Raw genomic sequence first — 25,800 nt, 5'->3', positions numbered from 1 at the left:
AGTAGCCAGCAGGGAATTTACGGCCAATCGATCAGCTATGTGTACTACGGCAACGGCCTGCTGGCGTCTCCCGACGTAGTACGCCTGGACAACGGTCCTGAGATGATTTCCGACGCCTTTGCCGAATGGGCCGCTGCCAAAGGCATTTCGATCCGCTATATCCAACCTGGCAAACCGAATCAAAACGCCTTTATCGAGCGCTTCAATCGCACTTATCGTATCGAAGTGCTCGATGTACATCTGTTCGCCAGTCTTGAGCAGGTCCAAGCAATTACTGATCGATGGTTCGTCGATTACAACGAATACCGCCAGCATGAGTCGCTGGGCGGTCTTCCGCCGGAGCAATTCATGCCTCGGTTAACCCTAGATCCGATCGTCTATCAGCCAATGTCTACTTGACAGGGGAGCTTGCGCATCCATATGCTAGGCAACAGCATCCAAATTTACCGTTAATTGTCCGATTTTTTATAAGGGCGTGGTGCAATATTGGCGTGATCGAGCAGAAGGGGCACAACGATGATTCCTGCTGAACTCCAGAGTCTAGTCGAGCAGCAACCGGGAGGCGTGTACCGAGTTGATCGAGAGAAGGTTAAGGCAGCACTGTCTGATTTGCATGTGCCTATAGAGAGTGAATTTGCAGAATTTTTTCTTGCTTATGTGATTACACTGTTTACCAGCCAAGTGTCGGATGAACAGCTTTGTGATATAGCAGAGCCCACTTCTCAAATCGTGCTCGGATCTCGATTTGTTTGGGAGGTTTGGGGGCTGTCGGAGCAGTTCATATGTATTACTGCTATTCAGGGCGAGGGAGCCTATCTTTATGACAGGAAAACTGGGAAAGTCTGGGATTTCGAACTTCGAACTAGAGAAGAGTTTCTCGCTGAACACCAACAGGCAAGATGGGGGTCATTTTTTGAATTTATGGTTTGGTATTTAGGTTGACTTAAATGATGACGGAGAATGGGTGGTAGTGGCTTGGTTGTCAACTACCTCAGATGATATCTCCCCATGACTCGAAAATCCATGAGGCATGCCCGGATAGACCACCAATTCATGCCGACGGTTTATCCCCGTCAATCGCTCCGCGAATAGGCGCGAATCCTCGATAAGCAGGTCAGTATCCCCGACCCCTAGCCAGATCGGAGAGCAGTCGTGCGACTGCGCAGGCTGCCAACCATCACAGGCGTAAACGCCACGGTGGCAATCGGCCTGCTGTCAACAATCGGCACTGTCGAACGCTTTTCCAATCCGGAGAAGCTGGTGAGCTACTTTGGGCTGAATCCGTCGGTTTGGGCTGCTGCCGGTTTATAATTGGCAGAGTTATGGGAGGTGGGGTGAATAAGGTCGATATTTCTGATGATGCGCCAGAGGGCCAGCCGTTGCATGCTCATCTGGAGGTGGTTGTGGATTACTTGATAGCCAACGGAAATTCACTCGCACATACCTATCGATGGGGAAGTAATCGTGAGGGATATTTTTGCCATGTTTTAAAGCCCATGGATTTTGATGGGTTGGTTGCGACTTTTAATTTTCCTTCAAGCGTGGTTTTTGGAAAAGAGCGGAACGTTGTTTATAGTAAAAAGACGGGGTGCATAATTCAAACTATCGCGAATGTTGCTTAGTATTCAAGGGGAGGGTGCCGTTTGGTGAGTGGTCTTGCTGATCGTCTCTAATTAACTGATTGCTATTTTACTTTTAAAGTAGTTAACGTCGTTGCCTGATGGCAAGCAAATTTTACTGACATATATGTTGCTTGGCGAGCACGAGGTTGGGTAAGGGGTTTCCAGATTACCTAGTATGAACGGCCATCTGAAGAGCACCACCGACGTAGTGGCAAACGGGAGTTTCGTTACCTAACCGATGCCGATGAACAAGTGCTGCAGCGTGACAATCCTTGGGCAGCGCGACCAATGCGGCGAGGGACTCGTTAGCGCGTAGGGCAACCGCAGAAACACTCGTGCTGTCTAACTGTTCAGCTAGGTGCCCCGCCTTGCGCTTGAATTCGTTAGGAGCCTGCCCGGATTTTTGTGGGCGAGGCGTTTAAAGGTTGTTACCCACTCGTAGCAGTAAAGCTATCTCCGAAGAGAATAGAGTAGAGTAAATCAAGCGAACTACGCACAAAAAGCTCACTCGACCACTTTCGAAGCTGCCCAGGCGTAGGGTTCTTCCAGATTTCGGAGGGGGACTGCCGGGTTTTTCGATTGGGGAGATTCCAGCACCGTGATAGGCCGCCTGATGACATCTTATGTCGCCATTTTCAGTAGTGCCTGTTCTAGATAGACGGCGGCATCGTGCGTCGTTTTCGCCGCATCCGCCAATATCTCGCCGTAACCTGAAAACCCATGTGGCATGCCGGAATAAACCGCCAATTCACGCGGCCGCCCCGCGCTTGCCAGCCGTTCCGCAAACAGCCGAGAGTCCTCGATAAGAGGATCAACATCACCCACCCCCAACCAGACCGGCGGGCAATCCCGCATTTCGATCTTGGCCGGTATGGCCGAAGCAGGTGGCTCGGCCCAGGCAGCCCCCAGATACTGCTCCCACACCCATTTCGACTGCGGCCGCAGACTCTCTCGCGGCCCGCCCAGGTTGCCGTAGAACAGGATCAGGCAAGGCAGCGCCGCGCTTCGTCCTGCGTCCGCCAATCGACGCCAGGCCAGCACACACAGCGACGCGCCGGCCGACTCTCCCCATAAGACCACGCGAGCAGGCAAACCCAACCCGGTAGCATGCTCGAGCAGCCACTCCACGCCAGCCACCACGTCATCGCGCTGTGCCGGAAACACATGCTCCGGCGAACGCCGATAATCCAACGCGACCACCGATCGCGAGGTGGCATTGGCAATACCCCGGCAGACCGCCTCGTGCGAATCCAGCCCGCCCGCCCACCAGCCCGCCCCCCGCACGAACACGACGAAGGCGTCGTCGCGGCAGGTAGAAGGCCGATACAAGCGTGCGCGCATATCGCCCTGCGCACCTGCAACAGTCAAGTCACGCGTGCTAGCAATGGGCGGCAACCGCGCATTGATCGCAGCAAAATATCGATCCTGCTGAGCCCGTGCCTCGGCCAGCGGCAGCACGGTGGGATCCGCCTGGGCACACCCCGCGGCCTTGAGGCGGGCTTGCTCGGCGGCGATCAGGGGATCGAGAGGCGGGAGTGGTGCCGCCGTCATACCTGGGTCTCTTGCCGCATGCTCTTGGGCACCAGGGAAAAATCCCAGCCGTTGTTTTCCATCTTGTCCAGCACATCTGCGCCGTACTGGTCGATGATCTTCTGCCGCACGGCGGGCAGGCGGCCGACGTCGTCGAAGTCTTCCAGCTGGCCCTGGATGATCACGAGCAGATGGGCGTCCTGGTCGGAGATGTTGATGAATTGGCGGGCGACCTTGGGTGGCATGGCGATCATGTCGTAGGGATCCAGTTCCACGCTTTCCTGGCCCTCGTCGCCCCAGCGTATGAGCCATCGGCCGGAAAGCGCCATGAAGGTCTCGTGGGTCTTCCAGTGGACGTGGAGTTCGGGGCCGTCGTTGGGCGCGGCGACGGCGAGGCCGACGCGGATGACGCCTTTGTCGCCGTCGACGATGGCGGGGTTGGGGGAAAGCCGGCCGGGCAGGGAGGCGGGAGCCATCAGCACGTAGTTGGCCTTGGGGTTGAAGATGCGCAGCACGTCCGCGGGGATGCCCAGGTTGTCGTTCCAGTGGGCGGAGCGCGGCTTGAGTTTGTCGAAGCGGGCGATGCGGGGTTGCATCTCGTCCTGGGTGGGGCAGAGGGTCTTCATGACGGTTCCTGGTGGCAAGGGAGAGGGCTCAGTTCTGCACGCTGATGGCCGCATCGGATACGACTTTTTTCCAGGCGGTGTAGTCCTGTTTGATGAAGGCGGAGAAGTCGCGCGGATCGGAATAGACGACCTCGATGCCGTTGTCCGCGAGCCGTTTGCGTACCTCGGCGGTCGAGAATCCTCGCTGGATGGCGGAGGAAACCTTGTCGACGATGGACGATGGCGTGTCGCGGGGCGCGAGGACGCCGTACCAGGTGGTCACGACCATGTCGGGCAATCCGACTTCGACCGCCGACGGAATGTCGGGCAGGAGGGGCTGGCGTTCCCGGGTCAGCACGAACATCGCTCTGAGTTGCTGGCCCTTGATCAGCGGTACGGAGCTGGGCAGGCCGTTGATGACCATGTCGATCTGTCCGCCCACCGCCGAGGTTACGGCCTGCGAGGCGCCCTGGTAGGGGACGTGCAGGATGTCGGTGCCGGTCAAGGCCTTGAATTTCTCGAATGCCAGGTGGTTCGACGAACCGGCGCCGCCCGAGCCGTAGCTGAAGCGGCCCGGGTTGGCGGTGAGGCGTGCGCGCAGCGCGGAAAAATCGTCCTGGCCGAACTTCTGCGGATTGACCACGAATACGTTGGGCACTTCGGCGACCATGGCCACGGGCGCCAGGTCGGCCAAGGGGTCGAAGCGCAGGTTCTGGTTGATGGCGGGGGTAATCGTCAGTGTGGGCGAGGTCAGCAGCAGGGTATAACCGTCGGGCGGGGCCTTGGCGACGTGTTCCATGGCGATGCGCCCGCCGGCGCCGGACTTGTTTTCCACCACGACCGGCTGGCCCAGTTCCTGCGTCAACCGCTCGGCCAGCATCTGGCCGACGACGAAGGTGGCGCCGGTGGGGAAGGGCAGGACCAGCTTGACGGGCTTGGTTGGATAGCTCCTGGCGTCGCTGGCGGCCGCGGGCGTGGAACAGGCCGCCAGCAGGGCGCCCAGAACCCATATCGGTTTCATCGCTGTCTCCGGTGCTTGTGTTTGGCAGGCATGCTACGCGCCGTCGGACGGGGTGTCGGCGGGGCGGCGCTTATGAAGAAAATAAGCAGCGCCTAATGGGGCGCGAGCCCGGCAGGGCGCCAATTCCTGGGGGAATCCGTATGCATCCGTTGGCCAATGTCGACTTCCGCACCTTGCAGATTTTCCTGACGTTGATGGCCGAGCGCGGGGTGACGGCCACGTCGCGGGTGGTGGGCGTTTCGCAGCCGGCCATCACGCAGGCGCTGAACAGGTTGCGCAAGACCTTCGGCGATCCGCTGCTGGTGCGCAGCCCACAAGGCATGCAGCCGACGGAAAGGGCGTTGGCACTGGAGCGCGAGATCAGGCGTTTCCTGGGGGAGGTCGCGCTGATCCAGGCGTCGCAGCAGGATTTCGATCCTTCGCGAGAGCGGCGCGAAGTCGTGCTGACCGCCCCGGAGTACCTGGAGCAGCTGCTCCTGCCCGCCATCGCCATGGTGCTGCGGCGTGATGCTCCTCGCGTCGCGTTGAGCATACGGTCGCCCGACCAGCGGCGTATCGATGCGCTGCTGGCCGCGGGCGACGTGGATTTCCGGCTGGGCTGGGTGCGCGATCCCCTGCCTTCGGTGCGGGCCATGCCTTTGTTCGAGGACGATGTGGTGGTCATGGGCGGGCCCGGCAACCGGGCGTTGGCCGCGCCGCTGACGCTGGCGGCCTACGTGGCCTTGCCTCACGTGCGTCTGCTGGGAAGCGGCCGTACCACCTCGGGGCGGGTGATCGACGAGTTCATCCGGCAGCATGGGCAAAGCCTGGCGGTCTGCATCCACGCCCAGGGGCTGATGGCGCTGCTTGGCACGCTGATGGTGTCCGATGCCGTCGCCACGGTGCCGCGGCGCATGGCGCTGAAGATACAGGAGGTTTTTCCGGTGCGGATGGTCGACTTCCCGGGCCGCCTGCCGCGTGTCAGCAATGCCTTGTACTGGCACGAGCGTACCCAGCGCAGCGCGTTCCACGCATGGTTCCGGGGTGTGATCGGCGAGGCGGCGCGGCGTGCCGCCGCCGCGTATGCCCCGCTGGACGGGGCCGGCGATCCGGCCTGAGTTCGTGGCGGGCCGGGCGCCTCCTACAACCGCGCGATCACGCACTTCACCTGTGAATAGTGATGCAGGGCTTCCAGCCCCTTCTCTCGCCCATACCCGCTTAGCTTGTATCCCCCCAGCGGCGTCTCGACCCCGCCGGCCATGTAGTCGTTGACGTAGACCTGTCCGGCTTCCAGGCGTGCCGCGACGCGGTGCGCGCGCGCGAGGTCGCGGGTCCAGATGCCGGCGGCCAGTCCATAGGGGGAGTCGTTGGCGATGTCCACGGCCTGGTCTTCGTCATCGAAAGGAATGACGCACGCCACTGGCCCGAATATTTCTTCGCGCGCGGTGCGCATGTCGTTGGTCGCGCCGACGTACACCGTGGGTTCGACGAAGCGGCCCTCGGGCCAGTCGGCGCGGGAGACCCGGCCGCCACCGCAGGCGGCGGTCAGGCCTTCCTGGCGCGCGATCTCGAAGTACGCCTGGACCTTCTCCAGTTGCGCGGGCGTCGTGAGCGGGCCGACGGCGTCGCCGGGGTCGCCGCCGATCGACAGGGCGCGCGTGGCCGCGACGAGGCGTTGCACGAAGTCGTCGTGGATGGCGCGGTCGACGAGAATGCGGGTGCCCGCGGTGCAGAGTTGTCCGGCGTTCAGCGAGTAGCCCTTGACGACGCCGCTGGCGGCGGCGTCGAGGTCGGCATCGGCGAACACGATGTCGGGCGATTTGCCGCCCAGTTCGAAGGTGGCGGGCACGAGGCGGTCGGCGGCGATGCGGGCGATCTCCCGGCCGGCGCGCACGGATCCGGTGAAGGCGATCTTGCGCACGTCGGGATGGCTGACCAGGGCCGCGCCGGCTTCGTTGCCCAGGCCGGTGACGACGTTGAAGGCACCGGCGGGCAGGCCGGCGTGTTCCACGGCGGCCCGCGCCAGCCTGAGCGTGGTCGCGGATGTGAATTCGGAGGGTTTGGCGACGACCGTGTTGCCGGCCGCGAGCGCCGGCGCGATGGCGCGGGCGGCCTGGTTGATGGGGGCGTTCCAGGGCAGGATGACGGCGACGACGCCGTAGGGCTCGCGCCGGGTATAGGCGTGGTGGTGGTCGCCCAGGTCGATGAGGTCGCCATGAAAACCGGGGATCAGTCCGCCGTAGAGTTCGAAGTATTGGGCCGCGGTCTCGACGTCGGCCTGGGCCTGCCTGGCGGGCTTGCCGGTTTCTTCGCGTTCCAGTTCCGCCAGTTCCGGGGCATGGGTCCGTATCCAGGCGCAGAGGGCCGCCAGGACGCGGCCGCGCTCCATGGGGCGCCGCCCGCGCCAGTCCGCGCGGGCCTTGCCGGCGGCCGCGACGGCCAGGTCGATGTCGGCATGCTGGCCGCGGCCGACGCGGGCGATGCCGGCGCCGGTGAGCGGGCTGGCGATGTCCAGCCATTGGCCGTTGGCCGGTGCGCGGTCTTGTCCGTCGATGAAGGGCTGTTCGGTCCTGATCATGGCGCATCCAGGCCAAGCAGGTTGGCGGCGTTGAGGAACAGCACCCGTTCGGCCACCGTGTCGCTGGCGATCTTGCTCAGGAAGGCATCGCGATAGGCCGTCAGCGGGACGAACGGGTAGGAGGAGGCGTAGAGGTAGCGTTCCGACAGATACGAATTCATGGCCACCAGGAATGCTTCGTTGCCGGGCATGAGGGCATACATGTCGGGCGAGATGTAGACGTTGCCGCGGCGGAAGGCGACGTGGTTGATGGCGGTGATCCAGGGCCAGCCGCCATGGGCGACGACGATGGGGAGTTCCGGGAAATCGCGGGCGACGCGGTCCACGTGGACGGGAAGGCTGAAGCCGCAGTCGGGACCGATATTGCCGCCCGCGGACAGGATCAGCGGCCAGCCGCGCGCGGCGCAATAGGCGTAGACGGGCTCGCAGCGTTCGTCGTCGGGATAGAGGGGCGAGGCCAGCAGTCCCGGTTCGAGCACGAGGCCGCGAACGGCCGCCGGGCTGCGCCGGTGCAGGGCGTCGATGGCGTTTTCCCAGCCGGGGACGAGGGGGTCGACCGCGGGAAAGGCGCACAGGCCATCCTCGCTGGCGGCATAGTCGACCAGCAGGGCGTTGTCGGCCGGCCCGACGCCGGGGGCGCCGACGCGTCCGGGCAGCACGCACAGGCCGATGCCGGCCGCGCGCCGCTCGGCCTGGAAGTCCCGGGGCGAGCGCGTGCGCAGGCTGGGAGGCATGGCGCCGGGAAAGCCGAAGACCGCGCCCATGGCCTCGGTTCGCTCGGGCCGGGCATACATGCTGGCGTGCTCGAAGCCCGCCACGGGCGGGCGCACGCGGAAGTCGATGAGTTTCATGCGGCCCGGTCCGGGGCGCGCAGCCCATCGAGGAAGGCGCGCAGCCGCGCCGAGCACGCCGCCGCATGCGAGAAGGGCAGGCCGTGGCGGGCCGGACCCCAGACGTTCAGCGTCGAATCGGGCAGGCGTGCGTGCAGGTCGGCCGTGACCGATGCGGGAATGAACGGGCTGGAGTCGGGATGCATCAGGAGCGTGGGGATGGCGATGTCCGGCAGGCGAGCGGAAAGGTCGGTGCCGATCAGGACCGATAGCGCCGACAGGACGACGTCGCCGCGCCAGCGTTCCTGGGCTTGCGCATACCAGTCCAGTTCCCGCGGCGGCAGCGCATCGTCGTGGAAGCGGTCGCGCAGGAATTGATCCGACCATCCCTTGATGCCTTGCGTGGCGATGCACGATGCCCAGTTCTCGACGTGCTGGATGTTGGTGCCGACATGCGCGCCGTTGCTGATCGTCAGGGACGCGAGGCGGTGGGGGTGCCGCAAGGCGCAGGCCAGCGCGACGGTCCCGCCTATGGATTCTCCGACCAGGTGGAACGTGTCCAGGCCAGCCGCGTCCGCGACGGCGAAGACATCGTCCGTCAGCAGCGCCATGCTCCAGTCCGCGCCTTCGGCCGCGGCCTCGGAGCGGTCATAGCCGCGCATGTCGAACAGGACGATCCGGTAGCGGTCGACCAGGTTCGGCAGCCACTTGAGCCAGATGCCGGGCGCGGCTCCGATGCCGTGATGGAACAGCACGGTCCCGCCCGGCGCATGCCAGGGCGCCACGTGATCGATGACCTCGTAGTGCAGGGAGCCCGAGCGGGTCTTGGCATACGGCATGATGCGTCTCCTACGGAAGGGAACGGATGGGGTCAGGTTTCCAGGCCAAGCAGGGTCGCGGCATTCCGGTACAGCACCCGGTCGGCCACCGATTCGTGTATCCCCAGCGCCAGGAAGCGGTCGATCGATTCGGCCAGCGGCATCACGGGGTAGGCCGAGGCGAACAGGAACCGGTCGGCCATGAAGCCGTTGGCCGCGTTCACGTAGTCCTGCGCGCCGGGCATGCCGCGGTGGATGTACATGTCGGGGGACAGGTAGATGTTGGGACGCCGGTAGCAGACGTGCAGGATCTGGGCCGCCCAGGGCCAGTTGCCGTGGCCGGAGATCAGGCTCAGGTCGGGGAAGTCCCGCGCGACGCGGTCGATGTGCTCGGCGGCGCTGTAGGTGCAGTCGGGCCCGGCGTTGCCTCCCGCCATCAGCAGCACGGGCAGGCGCTTGTCTTCGCAGTAGGCGTAGACGGGGTAAAGACGCGCGTCGTCCAGATGCATGGGATGGGCCAGCAGGCCGGGTTCCAGGACCACGCCCTTGAGGCCTTGGGCGAGGCCCGTTTCGATTTGCTCGATGGCCTGGCGCCAGACGGTGGGATCCGCCCCGGCGAAGCCGATGAAGCGGCCGGGATGGCGCCGGACGAGATCGGCGATGTCGCCGTTGGACACGGTGCCGAGCACGGGCGAACCGCGTCCGGGCACGACGCCGGCCACGACGTGCGCGGCGTCCATTTCCTGCAGGAGGAGCGCCATGGAGGCTCGCGTGGCGGAGGGCGAAAGCCGCATGCCGAGGTTTGCGGCCATGCGCGCGCTGCGATCCAGGTCCGCATACATGACCATGTTCAGGAAGCCGCCCGATGGCGGGCGCAGGCGAAAGTCGATGACACGCACTTTGAGTCCTTTTATTGGCAGCTAGCTGTCAATAAATTAGGGCCGGTCGCTTGAATGAGTCAACGAAAATATGTAGATTTTTGTTAAGGGCAAACCCCACTCGTGATTTTTATAGATGGCAGTATGCTGTCAAAAAACGAGTGCCGTGATCCAACCGCGCAGAGGCGCACGGCGCTCGAGGTTCCGGGCCGCGGCAGGCAGAGGAGATGTGCCATGAAACGCATCCGTGTTTTCTTCACGTTGCTGGTGGCGTTGATGCCGATCGCCGGCGGGGCGGCGCCGGTCGACTGGCCCACCAAGCCCGTGCGCATCATCGTTCCGTTTCCGCCCGGCCAGGGGGCCGACATCATCGCCCGCCTGTTGTCCGAACGTTTCTCCGACGAGTTCGGGCAGCGCTTCATCGTCGAGAACCGCCCCGGCGCGGGCAGCATGCTGGGCACCGCGCAGGCGGCCAAGGCGCCCGCGGACGGCTATACGCTCCTGATCGGCGGCACGAGCGCGATGGTGATCAATCCCTTCCTGTTCGCCGACGCGGGCTATGACACGCTGCGTGACTTCGCTCCCATCAGCAACGTCGCGTCGCTGCCCATGGTGATCCTGGTTCGGCGCAGCCTGCCGGTATCCAGCATCGGGGAACTGATCCAGTACGCGAAGGCGCATCCGGGCAAGCTCACCTACGGGTCGGCGGGGAACGGCAGCAGCCACCACCTGGTCATGGCCAGGTTCGCCCGCATGGCCGGGATAGACATCAGGCATGTGCCCTACAAGGGGTCGGCGGCGGCCATGACCGACCTGCTGGGGGACAACATCGATCTGTTGTCCGACACCTTGCCGGCCGTGACGCCCAACGTCACGGCCGGCAAGGTCAGGGCGCTGGCCATCTCCAGCCGGTCACGCTCGCCATTCATGCCCGATCTGCCCACGCTCGACGAGTCGGGCCTGAAGGGCTTCGACGTGACGGCCTGGTCGGGCCTGCTCGCGCCGCGCCAGACGCCGCCGGAGATCCTGGACCGGCTGAATGCGGCGACGGTCAAGGCGCTGAATCAGCCGGACGTGCGGCAGCGATTCAAGGAGCTTTCGATGTCCATCATCGGCGACTCCCGGCAGGACTTCGAGCGCTTCATCAGGGAAGAGCTCGAGCGCTGGAAGGTGGAGGTCAAGTCGTCCGGAGCGAAGGTGGATTGACGGCGCCGCCCGGCTAGCTGTCTTCCCCGTCGTCCAGCAGGGGCGCCCGGCTCAGGTGGTTGTAGGCGGTGACGATCTTCTGCATGGATTTCAGGAAGGTCTTGCGTTCCGAGGGCAGGAGAGGCTCGAGGATCAGATCCTGCATCGCGTTCAGCCGGGGGTCCATGACGGTCAGCATGTCGTTGCCTTCAGGCGTGAGCTCGAAGTAGCGGATGCGCTTGTCGATGGAGTCGGCGGTGGGCCGGATGAGGCCTTTCTTTTCCAGGCTGGAAACGATCCATGCGACCGTGGTGCGGTCGAGTCCCGCGATCTCGCCCAGGCGCCGCTTGGAGCGGCGGGGCTGGTGGCTGATGGTGCGCATCACCGCGTATTGGAGCGGCGTGACGCCCAGGGAGTCGGTTTCCCTTGCATAGAGGGCCGTCAGGATCTGGTAGCAGCGGCGGATCAGGTGGCCGGGGCGGTTGGACAGCTCGCCGGTCCAATCGCCCAGGGGCGGGATAGCGTCATTGCGGGGGGAGTCTTCTTTCATGCCGTGGTGCGCGCAGCGACCTGTTTGAATGTCGTTCGATTTCCTATAGCACGATCACGCCGGCACCGTCCAGACGATCCGGTTGCCTGGTTGGCTTCGCTGTGGTTATGATTGTGAAATATCACTGATATTTCACAAGGACGGACTGATATGCCACGCAAGCAACGCATCCTCACGCCCCACGTCGCCGAAGCCGCCCCCGGTCTCTGGTCCAACTGCCTGCAGGTCGGCGACACCCTCTACCTCTCGGGCCTGACCGCCCGCGCCAACGACGGCAACACCATCCAGGGAGGCGATGAATACGAGCAATCGCAATTCATCTTCACGAAGATCAAGCACCTGGTGGAAGCCGCGGGCGGGAAGATCGACGACGTGGTCACGCTGACGGTGTTCGTGACGCGCATGGCGGGCAACCAGGGGGTCTGGAAGGCGCGCCGCGAGTTCTTCACGGGAGATTTCCCGGCTTGCGCGCTGGTCGAGGTGCAGGCCCTGGCCAAGCCCGAGATCCTGGTCGAGATCCAGGGCCAGGCCAGGCTGGGCGCCAGCGGCTGAAGCCGCCGGACACTTTCATTCGGCCGCGTCGCGGCCGAATTTCATTCCCGCCGAGTTTCACGGAGTTGCCATGAATAAGTTCGTGTTTGGTCTGGCGTTGTCCCTGGCGTGCACCGCATCGCTGGCGCAGCCGTTTCCTTCTCAACCCTTGACGCTGATCGTGCCTTACGCCGCGGGCGGGTCTTCCGACGCGTTGGCGCGTGCGCTGGCACAGGTGGTCGGCAAGGCGGCGGGAGTGTCCGTGGTGGTTGAGAACCGGCCGGGCGGCGGCACGGTCATTGGCGCGCAGGCGCTGCTGGGCAAGCCGGCGGACGGGCAGACGGTGTTGATGATGGCGGCGAGTTTCGTCATCAATCCTTATCTGATCAAGAGTCTGCCGTTCGACACGCGCAAGGATTTCCAGCCGGTCACGTCGCTGGCCTCGAATCCGCATGTCCTGGTGGTGTCGTCCAAGGTGCCCGCCCAGGACCTGAAGGGTTTCGTCGACTGGGCGAAGGCGCAGCAGGGCAAGGCGAGTTTCTCGTCGTTCGGCAATGGGTCGTCGGGCCATCTGGGCTTCGAGCTGTTCAAGCAGCGCGCGGGCGTGGAGATGCTGCACGTGCCCTACAAGGGGTCGGCGCCGGCCACGATGGCGGTGTTGTCGGGTGAAGTGGACGCGACGCTGGGCGATGTCGGCGTGGTGGCGCCGCATATCGCGGCGGGCAAGCTGAAGGCGCTGGCCGTGTCCGGGGTGAATCGCTCGGCCGCGCTGCCCGGGGTGCCGACTTTCGCCGAGGCCGGATTGGCGGGGTTTTCGTCGGAAACCTGGATGGGGCTGTTGACCCGCGCGGGCGTGGCCCAGGATCGGGTGGACCGGCTGCATGACCTGTTCGCGCAGGCCTTGAAGGATCCGGAGGTGCAGAAGACGCTGCAGCAGCAGGGCATGGAGGCCAAGCCCTCGACCCCGGCCGAGTTCGGGCGTTTCCTGCAGCAGCAGTCGGACCAGTACCGCGTCGCGGTGGAGAAGGCGGGACTCAAGCCGGAGTGAGCCAGGGCAGGGCGCCCGCGAGGCTACAATCGCGGGCGCTCCCGCCACGTTTCATCATGCCGCATGCCTAGATCCTCGAAGACCTCGCGACCTGCCGCCGCCCGCGACGGCGACGAACATGCCAGCGGCTCGCCTTCGCTGGGCGAGCAGGCCTATGTGGCGGTCAAGAGGATGATCCTGTCGCACGAGCTGCGGCCGGGGGAACACATCAATGTGGCGCAATTGTGCCAGCGGCTCGGGCTGGGGCGCAGTCCCATCCACCTGGCCACGCACCGGCTGGCTCGCGAGGGGCTGGTGGAGATCCTTCCGCGCAAGGGGCTGCTGGTCAAGGCCGAGACCCTGGACGGCTTCCTGGAGTTGATCGCGGCGCGGCAATTGATCGAGCCTTTCCTGGCGGGGCTGGCGGTCGACCGCATGCGCCCCGAGGTCGTGCAGCAATTGCAGGAGCTGGTGGAGGCCGGCTGGGAGCGGTACCGGCAGAAGGACCATGCCGGCGGCATGGAGGTCGACCGGCGCTTTCATCATCTGTTGTACGACACGGCGGACAATCGGACGTTGTCGGATTTCGCGGCGCTGTTGCTCGATCGCTCCATGCTGCTGTGGTTCCGGCCCAAGGTGGACGCGGGCGAGCGCGCGAACGTGGCGGAACTGGAGGATCTGCTGGACTGTATCCGGCGCGGCGACCGCGACGGCGCGGTGCGGACGATGGAAGTGCACGTGGGGTCGATCCGGCAGAAATACCTGGGTTAGCGCCCAGGCCGCCGGGCTGGGGGCAGTCCGTTTGCCGCACTGCGGTAAAATCGCGCGCTTGCGCACCCGCGGCGGGAGCGTATTCCCATTCTGTGAAGACCCGGATGGCGACATTGCCGCCCAACGACCTGCTGGACCTGCTGCTGGACGCGATCTGCGTCGTCGATAGCGAAGGCCGGTTCCTGTCCATCACCGGGGCCTGCGAAAGCATTTTCGGTTATATGCCTGAAGAAATGCTGGGCCGGCCCATGATCGAGTTCGTCCATCCCGAGGACCGCGCGCGCACCTTGCAGGCGGTCGAACGGATCGAGGCGGGCTATCTCCAGCGTCATTTCGAGAACCGCTATGTCCGCAAGGACGGCAGCGTCGCGCGCATCATGTGGTCGGCCCGGCTGTCGGAGTCCAAGGGGCAGCGGGTGGCGGTGGCGCGGGACATCTCGACCCGCGACGACGTGCTGCCGGACGAGCGGCTGGAAGCCGAGGCGGTCTGGCAATTGTCAGCCGCGCCGCCGACGCTGACGCCGCCGGGATTCGGGCCGATTCCGCTGTCGGCGCAGGACTATACGGTGCTGCATGCGCTGGCCAGGGGGAACGACGATGAGTGCGTGACGCGCAAGGCTATCGTCCAGGCCTTGGGCGAGGATTTCCTGGACTACGACCAGCGCCGCCTGGACACGCAGATGCGCCGCCTGCGGCGCAAGGTCGAACAAGCGTGCGGATTGCAGTTGCCGGTATCGACGGTGCGTAGCCAGGGGTTCCGCGTCTACCAGCGGATTGCGATCATCGACTGATCCGGTCCCGTCGCGGACAAGCTCAGATTCGCTCAGTCACAGGACATGTAACGACATTTATCCTCTCGACTTCGAATATCTGGCCGAGCGAAATATCGCCGGTTTGCGATCACCTGTCGCGAGTCATGTCCCTGTTTTCCGATTGCATTCACACCCTTTCCCAGCGTCGTATCCGGCCCTGGGCGCTGGCCGCGAGCCTGTTCGCGTCGCCGCTCCAGGCGGCCTCGCTGACCATTTCCCCCATAGGCATCGAGTTGCCGTCGTCGCAGCGCGCGGCGTCGATGACGATCGCCAATCGCGGCGCGGAGCCGGTCAATCTGCAACTGCGCGTGTTCCGCTGGACGCAGGTGGATGGCCAGGACGTGCTGGAGCCGGCGATCGACATGCTGGTCAGCCCGCCCGCGGCCACGGTGGCGCCCGGTTCGTCCTACACCGTGCGGGTAGCGCGGCTGGATGAGGCGCCCGTAACCGGCGAGCGCAGCTACCGGCTGTTCGTGGATGAACTCCCGCCCGCCCGGCGCGAATCGGCGGCGCAGACAGGTGTCTCCATCCTGCTGCGCACGTCGATGCCGGTGTTCGTGGCGGGCGGCAAGCTCGCGCCGGTTCTGGCATGGCGGGCCTGGGTAGGCGAGGACGGGCTGTATGCCGAAGTGGCCAACAGCGGTACCCGCCACGTGAAGATCGCGGGGCTGACCGCGCGGCCCGGGCAGGGCGATCCGCTCACACTCGGCTTGGGGTTGAACGGCTACGTGCTGCCGGGAGCCTCGCGGCGCTTTCATTTCAAGCTCGACGCGGCGAAGGCGCGGGCGCTGGGCGAGCAACTGATCGGTGGTGCCGTCACGTTGAGCGCGGCCGACGACGGTACTCCCATCGAGGCCATCGTGCATGTCGATGCACGATAGGGCGGTGCAGGGGCGGATGGCGGTGGCGATGCGGATGATGGCGGTGGCGGTGCCGGTGGCCGCGCAGCAGGCAGCCTGGGGCGCGGATCCGGGCGAGCCGCCCAAGGTGGCCTGGGCCGCGCCGCGAGGCGAGACGTTGCTGCTGCTGGAGGCGGTCGTGAACGGCGCGGCCACCGGGCATCTGCTGACCGTATCGCGCGATGCGGCGGGGCGCATGAGCGCCCGCGCGGCGGAGCTGCGCAGTGTGCGGATCCGGCTCGATGGCGTGACCGATGGCGCCCTGGTGCCGCTGGCGACCCTGCCGGGAGTGGCTGCGCGCTACGACGAGGCGGGGCAGCGGCTGCTGTTGCAGGCGGAGCCGGACATGCTGGCAACCCACGTGCTGGGCTTGCTGGGGCAGGAAACCCGCGTCGACCTGGACCGCGTCAGCCATACGCCGGGCGTGGTCCTGAACTACAGCCTGTACGGCAGCCTGCAGGACGGGCGCACGCATCGGGCCGCCAACGTCGAGCTGGCGGGCATGACGCGGGTGGGCGTGCTTTCCAGCGGCATGCTCTACAACAGCGACGGGGTGCGCGGCGACGGCTCGGCGCGCCAGGTGCGGCTGGATACGGCCTGGCGGACCATCGATGCCAAGGCCATACGTTCCTACACGGCCGGCGACTTCGTCAGCAATGCGCTGGCGTGGAGCAACAGCGTGCGCCTGGCCGGGGTGCAGATCGCCAGCGCCTTCGAGCAGCGCACCGACATCGTGACCACGCCGCTGCCGCGGTTCTCGGGGGCGGCGGCGCTGCCGTCATCGCTGGACCTGTACGTGAACCAGCAGCGCGTCTATTCGGGCGAGGTGCCGGCCGGGCCGTACGATATCCGCTCGCTGCCCTATATCGCCAACGGCGACGTGCGGCTGGTGACCACCGATGCGCTCGGGCGCCAGGTGGAGACCACGCGCGCCTATTACTACGTGCCGGGCCAGTTGCGCGCCGGGCTGAGCCAGTATTCGCTGGACGTGGGCGTGCCGCGCTGGAACTACGGCGCGCGGTCCGACGACTACGACGACGCCGTGTTCGCGACCGGGTCCTGGCGCCACGGCTGGAGCGACGCCCTGACGCTGGAAGGACACGCCGAGGCCTCCACCGATGGCTTGGCCAATGCCGGCGCGGGCATGGTGCGGGGCCTGGGCGGCCATGGCGCGCTGACGGCCTCGCTGGCCGGCAGCCAGTACCGCGGCCGCACCGGCGCGCAAGGGGCCCTGACGCTGGAGGGCCGCGTGGCCGGCGTGCGGATCTATGCCAGCACGCGCCGCCAGTCGCCGGACTATGCCGACGTCGCGCGCGTTTCGCTGCTGCGCCAGCGCCAGCGCGAGGCCGCGCGGCAGGGCACGGTGGCCGAGTGGGGGGACGCGAGCGCGGTGGCCAGCCGGCTCGAGCGGCTGGGCTTCACGTTTATGCCGCAGTGGCTGCCAAGCACCTCGATCAACCTGAACTACAGCGGCATGCGCACCCGGCAGAGCCGCTACCGGACCATGAGCGTGACAGTCTCGCGGCCCCTGTCCCCCAGCGCGAACCTGCAGGCCAGCGCCTTCAAGGACATGGACGGGCGCGGCGCGACCGGCATCTACGTCGGGCTGACCTTCCTGCTGGACGGCCAGGCCAGCGTGACCGCCAGCGCCCGGCGCGACGGCGGCCGCGACAGCGTGGGCGTGCAGGCCGTGTCGCAGACGGGCATGCGGCAGGGCGACGTGGGGTGGGGACTGTCCAATCAGCAGTATGAAGGGGGCGATGCGATACGGTCGGCCTATGCAAGCTATCGCGCGCCGGCCGCGCTGCTGCGGGTGCAGGCCGACGAGGCCTACGGCCGCGGCCGGGGCAGCGTGCAGGCCGACGGCGCGCTGGTGGCCGCGGCGGGCGGCTTGTATGCGGCCAACCGCATCGGCCAGGCCTTCGCCGTCGTGACCCAGGCCGGACCGGGCGTGGAGATCCGGCAGGGAGGCGTGGCCATGGGCCGTACCGACGAACGGGGCACGATGCTGCTGCCCGATATCCGGCCGTACTCGGCGCAGCAGGTCTTCATCGACGCCGCCACGCTGCCCGACGGCTGGGAGGCGGCCCGCACCGAACTGGTGGCCATGGCGGCCTACCGGCATGGCGCGGTGCTGGACTTCGGCGCGCGCCGCGTGCAGGCGGCGGTGGTGACGCTGCGCGACCGGGCCGGCCAGGCGCCCCCCGTGGGCAGCCCGGTCCGGTTGGAGGGCGGGGACGAGACGGTGGTTGGCTACGACGGCCAGGTCTACGTGCGCGGATTGAGCGAGCGCAATGTGCTGACGGTGGACCTGGGCAAGGCGGGCCGTTGCACCGCGCGCTTCGCCTACGATCGGGCCGGGCCCGCGCAGCCGCAACTGGGGCCGGTCCCATGCCTGTGATGCGATATCTGTTTGGATGGATGGCCGCGCTGGCGGTCTGGCTGGCGCCGACCGGGGAAGCCGCGGCGCAAGCTTGCACCGGCGGCGCCGCGCCGATCTCGACCTATACCTATACGGCGGCGACCTTGAGCAGCCCCGCGTTGCTCGATATCGATTTCTCGGTCACTTGCCCCAGCATCTATGGGATACCACCGGGTCAGCCCGTGCATCTGTGTGTCACCTCTTGGTTCGTGTCGCAAGCCACGCGATCGGGGTCCGGCGAATCGATGCCGGTATCCGTGCGGCTGACCAGCCCGGCCAACACGGGTTTGTCGCCTGCCGTGATGGCCGGGCCGTATCCCGCCGGCGTGGCATCGGGCGGCAATATCGTCGTGAACGGCCGCGTCACGGTCACCGCCGCGGCCAACCAGGCGGTCTCGCGATCGCCGGGAAGCTACGACATGATCCTGACGATGCTGGTGGAGTATGCGGACCTGGATAACGGCTGGCCCATGTGCATGGGGGAGTTTTTCGACCCGGGTTTCCAGATGTCGGTCTGGTCCACGGCCCGCTTCGTGATTCCCGGCTCCTGCAGCATCGCTTCCACCGGCACGGTGGGTTTCGGCGACCTGCCCGCGATGCCTACGACGGCGTCGAATGTCGATGCGCAGGGCAGCGTCGGGGTGCTGTGTTCCGCTGCCACGCCCTATACGGTCTACCTGGGCGACGGGCTGAATCGCGCGGGCGCGGGCAGCGGGAGCCGGCAGATGGCCAGCGGCGACCAGCGCCTGCCCTACCAGCTCTACAGGGATGCCAATCGGACCCAGGTGTGGAACCAGGCCGTGGGCAGTGGCGTGAGCGATTCCGGTACGGGGGCCGTGCAGACGCTGCCGGTCTACGGCCGCATCCCGGCCGGCACGGTGCTGCCCGCGCCGGGGGACTACCAGGACAGCGTCATCGTCACCGTCAGCTACTAGCAGCAAGCGCCAGCAAGGAGCCCTCATCGTGTCCATCCCGTTTTTTATCAAGGAAATCGCAAGCATGCGTATCCATCTCATTGCCGCGGGGCTGCTGGCCTGCGCGGCGGCCCAGCCGGCCATGTCCGACGTCGTCGGCGTGCCCATGGCCGTGTCCGCCACCATCGTCAAGGGCTGCGCGATAGAAACCACCGGCCCGGCCCTGGCGTTTCCCGTGTTCTCGGGCATTGCGGCGACGCCCCAGGACGGCACGGTCACGCTGAGTTTTCATTGCTCCAAGGGCACGGCCTGGGGGGTGACCGCCGACCTGGGGGGGAATGCCGACGGCGGTGTGCGCCGCATGGGCAGCCAGACGTTGGGAACGACCGAATACCTGCCGTATGCCCTGTACGCCGATTCGAGCCGGCTGGTGCCTTTCCCCGCCGCGCCGACGGACCCGGGGGCGGCAACCGCCAGCGGCACCGGGAACGGCCTGGCCCAGAGCGTATCCCTGTACGGAAGGATTCCCGTCCAGCCCGTCTTTCCGTCGCCCGATTCGTATCGGGATTCCATTTATCTCAGCATCGCTTATTGAACCTGTCCGGACGAACCGGCGATCAACTCACCAAGGAAAGCGTGACCATGCACACTCGCATTTCACTCGCGGCGGCCGGCATGCTGGCATGCCTCGCGGCCCAGCCAGCATCGGCCCAGTCCCAGTCCGCCACGGCTACCATGTACATCACGGCCAGGGTCGTGAAAAGCTGCGCGATCGACAGCGTGAGCGGGCTCGCCTTCGGTGATATCGAAGGTACCGCGCAGACCGCGCAGAACGAAACGACCCCCGGGTCCATCAGCTTTCGCTGTTCGTCGGGGACGTCCTGGGCACTGACGGCCGACAGTGGCGGCAATCCGGGGAGCACCCGCCGCATGGTCAGCCAGACCTTGGCGACACCGGAGTACCTGGGCTACGACCTGTTCTCGGATCCGGCGCGGACGATAGGCATGTCCACGCCGCCCGGCTCCGGAGGCCCGCCCAACGGCCAGGGCACCGGCGCGGTGCAGACGGTGCCGATCTACGGCAAGATCCTCGCAGGAAGCAAGCCGACGCCCGACAACTATTTGGATGACGTCATTCTTACCATTCATTACTAAATCCGGCGGGGACGGTGTCAACCGTTCCCGCCAGGGCTTCGGCCCCACCCGGCCGGGCGTGTAAACTCCCGGGTTTTGCCCGTCCGGTCCCATGGCGCACATCTCCGGGCGCACAGGCGCAAGCGGCCCGGCTTTCGTCCGCCTGCTGGCCCGCCTGGCGCACGCCCACGTTCCCACCCCCCGGCAGCCGCTAGCCGACCGGCTGAGCCTGTGGCTCGGCTGGACCGATGCCATCGCGCTGTCCGCGGTGCTGTGCGGCAATGCCAAAGCGGCGCCCGCCAGCACGCCTGCCTGCGATTCGGCCGCGCGGGAGGATTGCGCGCGGGTGCGCGACGAACTGGCGCTGTCCATCGAGCAGGACAGGGTGCTGCGCCCGGTGCGCAGCCGCCATCGCCGTGATCCCGCGCTGCTGGTCGATCCGGACGACGACACCGATTTTTCCCGCTACCGCCAGCGCTGCCTGGCCAAGCAGCAGCAGATGGAGACCGGCATCGCGGCCCTGCGCGGCCGCTTGCGCGCGATGCTGGCCGCCGGGTCGCCCGACATGGCGCGGCTGGCCGCGGTGGACGCGGTCATGGAGCGGGTGCTGGGCACGCAGGAGCGCAATCTGCTGGCCTCGGTGCCCGGCCTGCTGGAAGGTCATTTCCTGCGTCTGCGCAAGGCCGGCCAGGCTTCCGTCCAGAAGCAACAAGCGGCCGGCGAGCCGGCCGGCAACGATCCCGGCCCCTGGCTGGATGCTTTCCGCGCGGACATGCGGGGTGTCCTGCTGGCCGAACTGGATTTCCGATTTCAACCGGTCGAGGGGCTGCTGGCGGCCCTTCGCGCAAGCTGATCCATCCTAGATGAGCAGATATCTTCCTTTCGTGGTTTTCTTCGTGGGTCTGGCCGTGGTGGGCTGGGTGGGCGTGGGCTATGTCGGCTCGAATCTGCTGGCGCTGGCGGTGATCCTGCTGATCGCCGCGTTCTACGTGCTGGGCGGGCTGGAACTGCGGCGCTTCCACGAGGCGACGTCGTCGCTGGCGCGGGCCGTGGCGGACCTGTCGTCCGCGCCGTCCAGCCTGGGGACGTGGCTGGAGCAAGTGCATCCCTCGCTGCGCAACGCGGTGAGGCTGCGCGTCGAGGGCGAAAGGGTGGGGCTGCCGGGGCCCGCGCTGACGCCTTACCTGGCCGGCCTGCTGGTGCTGCTGGGCATGCTGGGCACGTTCCTGGGCATGGTGGCGACGCTGCGGGGCACGGGCGTGGCGCTGGAAAGCGCGACCGATCTGCAGGCGATCCGCGCGTCGCTGGCGGCGCCGGTCAAGGGGCTGGGCTTCGCGTTCGGCACCTCGGTGGCGGGTGTGGCGGCGTCGGCGATGCTGGGACTGTTGGCCTCGCTGTGCCGGCGCGAGCGCCTGCAGGCGGCGCAGGCGCTGGATACGCGCATCGGGACGGTGCTGCGTCCTTATTCGCTGGCTCACCAGCGCGAGGAATCGTTCAAGCTGTTGCAGCGGCAGGCGGATCTGATGCCGGCGCTGGTCGACCGGTTGCAGGCCCTGGCCGAGTCCGTGGCCAGGCACAACGAGGCCCTGGGCGAGCGCCTGGCGGCCGGGCAGGAAAGCTTCCATGGCCGCGTCGAGTCCGAGTACCGGCGCCTGGCCGGGTCGGTGGAGCAGAGCCTGAAGGAAAGCCTGGCCGACAGCGCGCGGGTGGCGGGCGCCACCATCCAGCCGGCGGTCGAGACGGCGATGGCGGGCCTGGCGCGCGAGACGGCCACGCTGCACGGGACGGTTACGCAGGCGGTTCAGCGGCAGTTGGACATGTTGTCCAGCCGCTTCGAGACCAGCACCGCCACGGTGGCCGATACCTGGAATAACGCGCTGGGCGAGCACCGGCGGACCAGCGAAGCGCTGGCCGGCGACCTGCGCGCGGTGCTGGACGGGTTTGCCCGGACGTTCGAGCAGCGCTCGGCCAGCCTGGTCGACGGCGTGTCCGCCCGCCTGGAGGCGTCGGTGGACAAGGTGTCGGCGACCTGGGGGACGGCGCTGGCGGCGCACCAGCAGACCAGCGCCACCTTGTCGGGAGAACTGCGCGCTACCTTCGATGGCGTCGCGCAGGCTTTCGCCCAGCGGTCGACCGAGATGGTGGAAACCGTGGCCGCGCGGCTGGAGAACGTGGCAGGGCAGGTGTCGGAGGCCTGGAACGCGGCGCTGGCCGGCCACCAGCGTACCAGCGAGGCGCTGGCCGGCGATGTCCGCGCGTCGTTCGACCAGTTGGCGGGCGCGTTCGAGCAGCGTACGGCAGGACTGGTGGACGGGATCGCCGCCCGCCTCGATGCCACGGCCGGGACGGTGTCCGGCGCCTGGCGTTCGGCGCTGGACGAGCACCGCCGCGCGGGCGAGGCCCTGGCCGGCGACATGCGGACGTCCTTCGAGCGCTTCGCGGAAACCTTCGAGCAAGGGTCGGCCAGCCTGGTGGAGCGCGTGGCCGGCCAGTTGGAGGCCAGCGTCCAGAATGTGTCGGGCGCCTGGAACGAGGCGCTCGCGCGCCAGGGGCAGGTCAGCGAGCAGATGTCCGGCGACACGCGCCAGGCGCTGGCCGAGGCCGCGGCCACCTTCGAGCGCCATGCGGCCTCGCTGCTGCACACGGTGGGGCAGGCACATGGCGAGCTGAGGTCCGAGCTGGCCTCGCGGGACGAGGCGCGGCAGGCGGCCTGGACGGGCGCCCTGGAAACCCTGGCCGGATCGCTGAGCCAGGAATGGCGCGAAGCCGGCACGCAGATCGCGGGCCGGCAACAGGAAATCTGCGAGACGTTGGCGCGGACGGCGGGCGAGATCGCGGCCGAGTCCGAGGCCCACGCCCGCGCCACCATTGCCGAGATCGAGCGGCTGGTGCAGGCAGCCTCGGAGGCCCCGTTGGCGGCCGCCCGGATCATCGGCGAGCTGCGGCAGCAATTGTCGGACGGCATGACGCGCGACAACGCGATGCTGGAGGAGCGCGAGCGGTTGCTGCAAACCGTGGGCAGCCTGCTGGATACCGTGAACCACGCCAGCACCGAACAGCGCGAGGCGGTTGATGCGCTGGTGGCGGCCTCGGCCGATATGCTGGACCGGGTGGGCACGCGTTTCACCGAGCAGGTCGGCACCGAGACCGGCAGGCTGGAGTCGGTGGCGGCGCAGGTCGCGGGCGGCGCCGTCGAGGTGGCCAGCCTGGGCGAGGCGCTGGGCCAGGCGGTCAAGCTGTTCGGCGAGTCCAGCGACAAGCTGATGGAGCAACTGCGCGGTATCGAGGGCGCGCTGGACAAGGCCATCGCGCGTAGCGACGAGCAGCTTGCCTATTATGTGGCCCAGGCCAAGGACGTGATCGACCTGAGCATGATGTCGCAGAAACAGATCGTCGAGGAACTGCGGCAGCTCGACGCGCAACGGGCGCCGGCGGGCGAGGCGTCCTGATGGCCGAGGATATCGAATCCAGCGTCGAACCGGCATCGCCCGTCTGGGCGGTGTTCGGCGACCTGATGGCGGTCATGCTGGGGGCCTTCGTGCTGCTCCTGGTGGGCGTGATCGGCACGCAACTGGAGCTCTCGACCCGGCTCGAGGAAGAAGTGCAGCGGCGGCAGGGCGAGGTGCAGCGGCGGCAGGCCCTGGAGCAGGCGCTGGCCGGACCGCTGGCCGCCGGACGGGTGACGCTGGTCGACGGCCGCATCGGCATCAGCGGCAATGTGCTGTTCGCGTTGAATTCCGACGCCTTGCAGCCGGAAGGCCGGCAATTGCTCAGGAGCCTGGTGGGGCCGCTGGGCGCCTACCTCCAGGCGCGCGACGAAATCATCATGGTGAGCGGATTCACCGACGACCGGCCGATACGCGAAGACAACCGCCGTTTCGCCGATAACTGGGAACTGTCGGCGCAGCGGGCGCTGACCGTGACGCGTGCCCTGATCGACGAGGGAATCCCGTCGTCTTCCGTATTCGCCGCCGCCTTCGGCGCGGAGCAGCCGGTGGCGTCCAACGCCGATGACGCGGGCCGCTCGCGCAACCGGCGCGTGGAGATCGCGCCCATGCCGCGGTCTTCCCAGCGCCGTGAATAGGGACGCCGTGACCGACGCGGCGGCGCTGCTCGACGCCTGGCGCGGGCAGGGGGCGGAGCGCGTCGATCCGCTGCGCTTTCATTTCATCGAGGCATTGGCGCGGCGGGTGCCGGGGCACGAGGGCGAGGCGCGCCGCATCCTGGACGCGAAGCTGGCCGACGCGCTGGCCGGCTATGCCCGCGACGTGGCGCAGGCGGCCGGCTCGGCCGGACCCGTGGCCCCGTCCGAGCCGGCCGATGGCCTGACCACGCTGGTCGAGCTCCTGTCCGCGAACGGCGCCGCGCTCCAGGACGGCGCCGGCGACATGGCGGTGCTGGATTACTTCCGCGGCCTGTGGGCCGAGCTGCGCGTGGGCAGGGAACTGCGGCAGGCGCTGGAGAACGTGCCCGAGAACGCGGGGCCGCTGAACTCGCTGCATCTCGTCCATCAATCGCTGATGCTGATGCACGATCTGGCGCCGGGGTATCTGCGGCATTACCTGTCGTATGCCGACACCCTGTCCTGGCTGGAGCGCATGAGCGGCGCGGATCTGTTGCTCGGGGCCGCCCCGCGCGCCGAGGCGCCGAAGAAGGGCGGCAAGGGCAAGGCCGACTGAGGCCGGCCCCTCCCGCAGGGGGCGGGAAAACGTCTATGCTTGGCGGGTCGTCCGGCGCGGCCTCTGGTGGCCCATGCGCCGCCGCCGTTCCCGGAATGCCCGCGCCATGCCCCTGTTCTACCTACGCAGACTGACCGCCGTCGAGCGCACGCCCCAGGCCAACCGCCATCTCGCCTATCTGCTGGCCCTCGTCGCCGGCGCGGTGAACGCGGGCGGCTTCCTGGCGGTCCAGCAATACACCTCCCACATGTCCGGCATCCTGTCGTCCATGGCCGATCACCTGGCCCTGGGGGGCATCGCCTTTTTCCTGCAAGGGCTGGCCGCGCTGCTGTTCTTCGTGCTGGGCGCGGCGACGTCGGCGGTCCTGATCAATTTCGGCCGCCGCTCGCGGCTGGCCAGCGAGTACGCGCTGCCGTTGCTGCTGGAAGCGGGGTTGCTGCTGTGCTTCGGCCTGCTGGGCGGCAACATCGAGCAGTTCCGCTGGCTGGCGGTGCCGGCCACCGTCATGCTGCTGTGCTTCATCATGGGCCTGCAGAACGCCATCATCACCAAGATCTCGCGCGCCGAGATCCGCACCACCCACGTCACCGGCATGGTGACCGACATCGGCATCGAGCTGGGCAAGCTGTTCTACTGGAACGTCTCGCGCGACGCCGACCCGGGGCATTTCGTGAAGGCCGACCGCGCCAAGCTGCGAGTGCTGGCGATGCTGGTCGGCCTTTTCTTCGCGGGCGGCGTGGGCGGGGCGCTGTCGTTCGCCTATTTCGGCTTCGTGTCGACCGTGCCCCTGGCGGTGCTGCTGGGCCTCTTGGCGGCGATGCCGGTGGCCGAGGACATCCACGGGTACTGGCGGCACCACTAGGTTGAATCGACATTCATGAATGTCTGGGATCGGGTTCTTAAACCGTCCTTGACCGGTGGGGTGGGGCGGCCCGCGGTGGGGCGCAGCGAAGCCGGTCCCGCTGCGCGGGACTTCCCGGAGTTGGCGCGGTTGGCGGGGCGGGCGTGAACTCGC

Annotated in this window: 27 protein-coding genes and 2 pseudogenes; 20 read left to right on the top strand and 9 right to left on the bottom strand. The window is 66.9% G+C overall.

Features of this window, described 5'->3' with window-relative positions:
* Positions 1–69: 69 nt before the first annotated feature.
* Positions 70–399, top strand: a pseudogene (locus AC1Q6E_RS19255) (integrase core domain-containing protein); the annotation flags it as partial.
* A gap of 117 nt (positions 400–516) precedes the next feature.
* Positions 517–942, top strand: a complete 426-nt coding sequence (locus AC1Q6E_RS19250; RefSeq protein WP_492573311.1) for a hypothetical protein — start codon at positions 517–519, stop codon at positions 940–942.
* On the opposite strand, the gene AC1Q6E_RS19245 is transcribed toward AC1Q6E_RS19250, so the two are convergent.
* Positions 934–1,107: a hypothetical protein gene (locus AC1Q6E_RS19245; protein WP_492573401.1), complete on the bottom strand. Its 174-nt coding sequence runs from the start codon at positions 1,105–1,107 to the stop codon at positions 934–936. The genes AC1Q6E_RS19250 and AC1Q6E_RS19245 overlap by 9 nt on opposite strands.
* Positions 1,108–1,155: 48 nt before the next feature.
* Here AC1Q6E_RS19245 and AC1Q6E_RS19240 point away from each other — a divergent pair.
* A pseudogene (locus AC1Q6E_RS19240) lies at positions 1,156–1,293 on the top strand (transposase); the annotation flags it as partial.
* A gap of 41 nt (positions 1,294–1,334) precedes the next feature.
* On the top strand, positions 1,335–1,622 hold the full coding sequence (locus AC1Q6E_RS19235) for a hypothetical protein (RefSeq protein ID WP_492573310.1): 288 nt from the start codon (positions 1,335–1,337) through the stop codon (positions 1,620–1,622).
* A gap of 621 nt (positions 1,623–2,243) precedes the next feature.
* Here the strand turns inward: AC1Q6E_RS19235 and AC1Q6E_RS19230 are convergent.
* From AC1Q6E_RS19230 to AC1Q6E_RS19220, 3 genes are read right to left on the bottom strand one after another with little or no spacing between them, the layout of a single operon-like run.
* On the bottom strand, positions 2,244–3,173 hold the full coding sequence (locus AC1Q6E_RS19230; protein WP_492573309.1) for an alpha/beta hydrolase fold domain-containing protein: 930 nt from the start codon (positions 3,171–3,173) through the stop codon (positions 2,244–2,246).
* A complete protein-coding gene (locus AC1Q6E_RS19225; RefSeq protein ID WP_492573308.1) occupies positions 3,170–3,778 on the bottom strand; it encodes a cupin domain-containing protein in 609 nt (202 codons plus the stop codon). The genes AC1Q6E_RS19230 and AC1Q6E_RS19225 overlap by 4 nt, the downstream gene beginning before the upstream one ends.
* A gap of 28 nt (positions 3,779–3,806) precedes the next feature.
* Positions 3,807–4,778 (bottom strand): Bug family tripartite tricarboxylate transporter substrate binding protein, encoded by a 972-nt coding sequence (locus AC1Q6E_RS19220; RefSeq protein ID WP_492573307.1) that lies wholly within the window; start codon positions 4,776–4,778, stop codon positions 3,807–3,809.
* A 140-nt stretch (positions 4,779–4,918) separates the two neighbouring features.
* On the opposite strand from AC1Q6E_RS19220, the gene AC1Q6E_RS19215 reads away from it, so the two are divergent.
* Entirely contained in the window at positions 4,919–5,875 is a 957-nt protein-coding gene (locus AC1Q6E_RS19215) for a LysR family transcriptional regulator (RefSeq protein WP_492573306.1), read from the top strand.
* Between the two features lie 23 nt (positions 5,876–5,898).
* Here the strand turns inward: AC1Q6E_RS19215 and AC1Q6E_RS19210 are convergent, their stop codons facing one another.
* Genes AC1Q6E_RS19210 through AC1Q6E_RS19195 form a run of 4 tightly spaced genes read right to left on the bottom strand, consistent with a single transcriptional unit; the run spans position 5,899 to position 9,882 of the window.
* Positions 5,899–7,335: an aldehyde dehydrogenase family protein gene (locus AC1Q6E_RS19210; RefSeq protein WP_492573305.1), complete on the bottom strand. Its 1,437-nt coding sequence runs from the start codon at positions 7,333–7,335 to the stop codon at positions 5,899–5,901.
* Positions 7,332–8,186, bottom strand: coding sequence for an amidohydrolase family protein (locus AC1Q6E_RS19205; RefSeq protein WP_492573304.1), 855 nt, complete (start codon positions 8,184–8,186; stop codon positions 7,332–7,334). Before AC1Q6E_RS19205 ends, AC1Q6E_RS19210 begins: the two co-directional genes overlap by 4 nt.
* Positions 8,183–9,004, bottom strand: coding sequence for an alpha/beta fold hydrolase (locus tag AC1Q6E_RS19200; RefSeq protein ID WP_492573303.1), 822 nt, complete (start codon positions 9,002–9,004; stop codon positions 8,183–8,185). Before AC1Q6E_RS19200 ends, AC1Q6E_RS19205 begins: the two co-directional genes overlap by 4 nt.
* Before the next feature lie 32 nt (positions 9,005–9,036).
* Positions 9,037–9,882 (bottom strand): amidohydrolase family protein, encoded by an 846-nt coding sequence (locus tag AC1Q6E_RS19195; protein ID WP_152799476.1) that lies wholly within the window; start codon positions 9,880–9,882, stop codon positions 9,037–9,039.
* Between the two features lie 213 nt (positions 9,883–10,095).
* On the opposite strand from AC1Q6E_RS19195, the gene AC1Q6E_RS19190 reads away from it, so the two are divergent.
* Positions 10,096–11,067, top strand: coding sequence for a Bug family tripartite tricarboxylate transporter substrate binding protein (locus tag AC1Q6E_RS19190; protein ID WP_492573302.1), 972 nt, complete (start codon positions 10,096–10,098; stop codon positions 11,065–11,067).
* Positions 11,068–11,080: 13 nt separating this feature from the next.
* On the opposite strand, the gene AC1Q6E_RS19185 is transcribed toward AC1Q6E_RS19190, so the two are convergent.
* Entirely contained in the window at positions 11,081–11,596 is a 516-nt protein-coding gene (locus AC1Q6E_RS19185) for a MarR family winged helix-turn-helix transcriptional regulator (protein ID WP_492573301.1), read from the bottom strand.
* A 150-nt stretch (positions 11,597–11,746) separates the two neighbouring features.
* Here AC1Q6E_RS19185 and AC1Q6E_RS19180 point away from each other — a divergent pair, with 150 nt between their 5' ends.
* From AC1Q6E_RS19180 to AC1Q6E_RS19115, 14 genes are all read left to right on the top strand, one after another.
* Positions 11,747–12,148, top strand: a complete 402-nt coding sequence (locus AC1Q6E_RS19180; RefSeq protein ID WP_152799479.1) for a RidA family protein — start codon at positions 11,747–11,749, stop codon at positions 12,146–12,148.
* A 70-nt stretch (positions 12,149–12,218) separates the two neighbouring features.
* Positions 12,219–13,175 (top strand): Bug family tripartite tricarboxylate transporter substrate binding protein, encoded by a 957-nt coding sequence (locus AC1Q6E_RS19175; RefSeq protein WP_296554714.1) that lies wholly within the window; start codon positions 12,219–12,221, stop codon positions 13,173–13,175.
* 63 nt (positions 13,176–13,238) lie between these two features.
* A complete protein-coding gene (locus AC1Q6E_RS19170; protein WP_492573300.1) occupies positions 13,239–13,925 on the top strand; it encodes a GntR family transcriptional regulator in 687 nt (228 codons plus the stop codon).
* A gap of 104 nt (positions 13,926–14,029) precedes the next feature.
* Entirely contained in the window at positions 14,030–14,716 is a 687-nt protein-coding gene (locus AC1Q6E_RS19165; protein WP_296554712.1) for a PAS domain S-box protein, read from the top strand.
* A gap of 125 nt (positions 14,717–14,841) precedes the next feature.
* On the top strand, positions 14,842–15,618 hold the full coding sequence (locus AC1Q6E_RS19160) for a fimbrial biogenesis chaperone (protein ID WP_492573299.1): 777 nt from the start codon (positions 14,842–14,844) through the stop codon (positions 15,616–15,618).
* On the top strand, positions 15,602–18,037 hold the full coding sequence (locus AC1Q6E_RS19155; protein ID WP_492573298.1) for a fimbria/pilus outer membrane usher protein: 2,436 nt from the start codon (positions 15,602–15,604) through the stop codon (positions 18,035–18,037). The genes AC1Q6E_RS19160 and AC1Q6E_RS19155 overlap by 17 nt, the downstream gene beginning before the upstream one ends.
* Positions 18,028–18,993, top strand: coding sequence for a Csu type fimbrial protein (locus AC1Q6E_RS19150; RefSeq protein WP_492573297.1), 966 nt, complete (start codon positions 18,028–18,030; stop codon positions 18,991–18,993). The genes AC1Q6E_RS19155 and AC1Q6E_RS19150 overlap by 10 nt, the downstream gene beginning before the upstream one ends.
* A 64-nt stretch (positions 18,994–19,057) precedes the next feature.
* A complete protein-coding gene (locus tag AC1Q6E_RS19145; RefSeq protein WP_296554707.1) occupies positions 19,058–19,567 on the top strand; it encodes a Csu type fimbrial protein in 510 nt (169 codons plus the stop codon).
* 47 nt (positions 19,568–19,614) lie between these two features.
* The gene (locus AC1Q6E_RS19140; protein ID WP_296554706.1) at positions 19,615–20,127 is read left to right on the top strand and encodes a Csu type fimbrial protein; all 513 of its coding nucleotides are present in this window, start codon (positions 19,615–19,617) and stop codon (positions 20,125–20,127) included.
* Between the two features lie 91 nt (positions 20,128–20,218).
* A complete protein-coding gene (locus tag AC1Q6E_RS19135) occupies positions 20,219–20,959 on the top strand; it encodes a DUF3348 domain-containing protein (protein WP_492573296.1) in 741 nt (246 codons plus the stop codon).
* A gap of 10 nt (positions 20,960–20,969) precedes the next feature.
* Positions 20,970–23,555 (top strand): DUF802 domain-containing protein, encoded by a 2,586-nt coding sequence (locus AC1Q6E_RS19130; protein WP_492573295.1) that lies wholly within the window; start codon positions 20,970–20,972, stop codon positions 23,553–23,555.
* On the top strand, positions 23,555–24,190 hold the full coding sequence (locus AC1Q6E_RS19125; RefSeq protein ID WP_152799485.1) for an OmpA family protein: 636 nt from the start codon (positions 23,555–23,557) through the stop codon (positions 24,188–24,190). The genes AC1Q6E_RS19130 and AC1Q6E_RS19125 overlap by 1 nt, the downstream gene beginning before the upstream one ends.
* Complete coding sequence (locus AC1Q6E_RS19120) at positions 24,183–24,785, top strand: DUF2894 domain-containing protein (RefSeq protein WP_296554702.1); 603 nt, start codon at positions 24,183–24,185, stop codon at positions 24,783–24,785. The genes AC1Q6E_RS19125 and AC1Q6E_RS19120 overlap by 8 nt, the downstream gene beginning before the upstream one ends.
* A 106-nt stretch (positions 24,786–24,891) precedes the next feature.
* Complete coding sequence (locus tag AC1Q6E_RS19115; protein ID WP_152799489.1) at positions 24,892–25,647, top strand: YoaK family protein; 756 nt, start codon at positions 24,892–24,894, stop codon at positions 25,645–25,647.
* Positions 25,648–25,800: the final 153 nt, after the last annotated feature.

Source organism: Pigmentiphaga sp. MLSB6-MA01 (assembly GCF_058793475.1).
This window is presented reverse-complemented; position numbering and strand designations above follow the sequence as displayed.

Coding starts and splice junctions, on each gene's coding strand:
- AC1Q6E_RS19250 (WP_492573311.1), top strand. CDS start 517: ATGATTCCTGCTGAACTCCAGAGTCTAGTCGAGCAGCAACCGGGAGGC.
- AC1Q6E_RS19230 (WP_492573309.1), bottom strand. CDS start 3,173: ATGACGGCGGCACCACTCCCGCCTCTCGATCCCCTGATCGCCGCCGAG.
- AC1Q6E_RS19225 (WP_492573308.1), bottom strand. CDS start 3,778: ATGAAGACCCTCTGCCCCACCCAGGACGAGATGCAACCCCGCATCGCC.
- AC1Q6E_RS19220 (WP_492573307.1), bottom strand. CDS start 4,778: ATGAAACCGATATGGGTTCTGGGCGCCCTGCTGGCGGCCTGTTCCACG.
- AC1Q6E_RS19215 (WP_492573306.1), top strand. CDS start 4,919: ATGCATCCGTTGGCCAATGTCGACTTCCGCACCTTGCAGATTTTCCTG.
- AC1Q6E_RS19210 (WP_492573305.1), bottom strand. CDS start 7,335: ATGATCAGGACCGAACAGCCCTTCATCGACGGACAAGACCGCGCACCG.
- AC1Q6E_RS19205 (WP_492573304.1), bottom strand. CDS start 8,186: ATGAAACTCATCGACTTCCGCGTGCGCCCGCCCGTGGCGGGCTTCGAG.
- AC1Q6E_RS19200 (WP_492573303.1), bottom strand. CDS start 9,004: ATGCCGTATGCCAAGACCCGCTCGGGCTCCCTGCACTACGAGGTCATC.
- AC1Q6E_RS19190 (WP_492573302.1), top strand. CDS start 10,096: ATGAAACGCATCCGTGTTTTCTTCACGTTGCTGGTGGCGTTGATGCCG.
- AC1Q6E_RS19185 (WP_492573301.1), bottom strand. CDS start 11,596: ATGAAAGAAGACTCCCCCCGCAATGACGCTATCCCGCCCCTGGGCGAT.
- AC1Q6E_RS19180 (WP_152799479.1), top strand. CDS start 11,747: ATGCCACGCAAGCAACGCATCCTCACGCCCCACGTCGCCGAAGCCGCC.
- AC1Q6E_RS19175 (WP_296554714.1), top strand. CDS start 12,219: ATGAATAAGTTCGTGTTTGGTCTGGCGTTGTCCCTGGCGTGCACCGCA.
- AC1Q6E_RS19170 (WP_492573300.1), top strand. CDS start 13,239: ATGCCTAGATCCTCGAAGACCTCGCGACCTGCCGCCGCCCGCGACGGC.
- AC1Q6E_RS19165 (WP_296554712.1), top strand. CDS start 14,030: ATGGCGACATTGCCGCCCAACGACCTGCTGGACCTGCTGCTGGACGCG.
- AC1Q6E_RS19160 (WP_492573299.1), top strand. CDS start 14,842: ATGTCCCTGTTTTCCGATTGCATTCACACCCTTTCCCAGCGTCGTATC.
- AC1Q6E_RS19155 (WP_492573298.1), top strand. CDS start 15,602: ATGTCGATGCACGATAGGGCGGTGCAGGGGCGGATGGCGGTGGCGATG.
- AC1Q6E_RS19150 (WP_492573297.1), top strand. CDS start 18,028: ATGCCTGTGATGCGATATCTGTTTGGATGGATGGCCGCGCTGGCGGTC.
- AC1Q6E_RS19145 (WP_296554707.1), top strand. CDS start 19,058: ATGCGTATCCATCTCATTGCCGCGGGGCTGCTGGCCTGCGCGGCGGCC.
- AC1Q6E_RS19140 (WP_296554706.1), top strand. CDS start 19,615: ATGCACACTCGCATTTCACTCGCGGCGGCCGGCATGCTGGCATGCCTC.
- AC1Q6E_RS19135 (WP_492573296.1), top strand. CDS start 20,219: ATGGCGCACATCTCCGGGCGCACAGGCGCAAGCGGCCCGGCTTTCGTC.
- AC1Q6E_RS19130 (WP_492573295.1), top strand. CDS start 20,970: ATGAGCAGATATCTTCCTTTCGTGGTTTTCTTCGTGGGTCTGGCCGTG.
- AC1Q6E_RS19125 (WP_152799485.1), top strand. CDS start 23,555: ATGGCCGAGGATATCGAATCCAGCGTCGAACCGGCATCGCCCGTCTGG.
- AC1Q6E_RS19115 (WP_152799489.1), top strand. CDS start 24,892: ATGCCCCTGTTCTACCTACGCAGACTGACCGCCGTCGAGCGCACGCCC.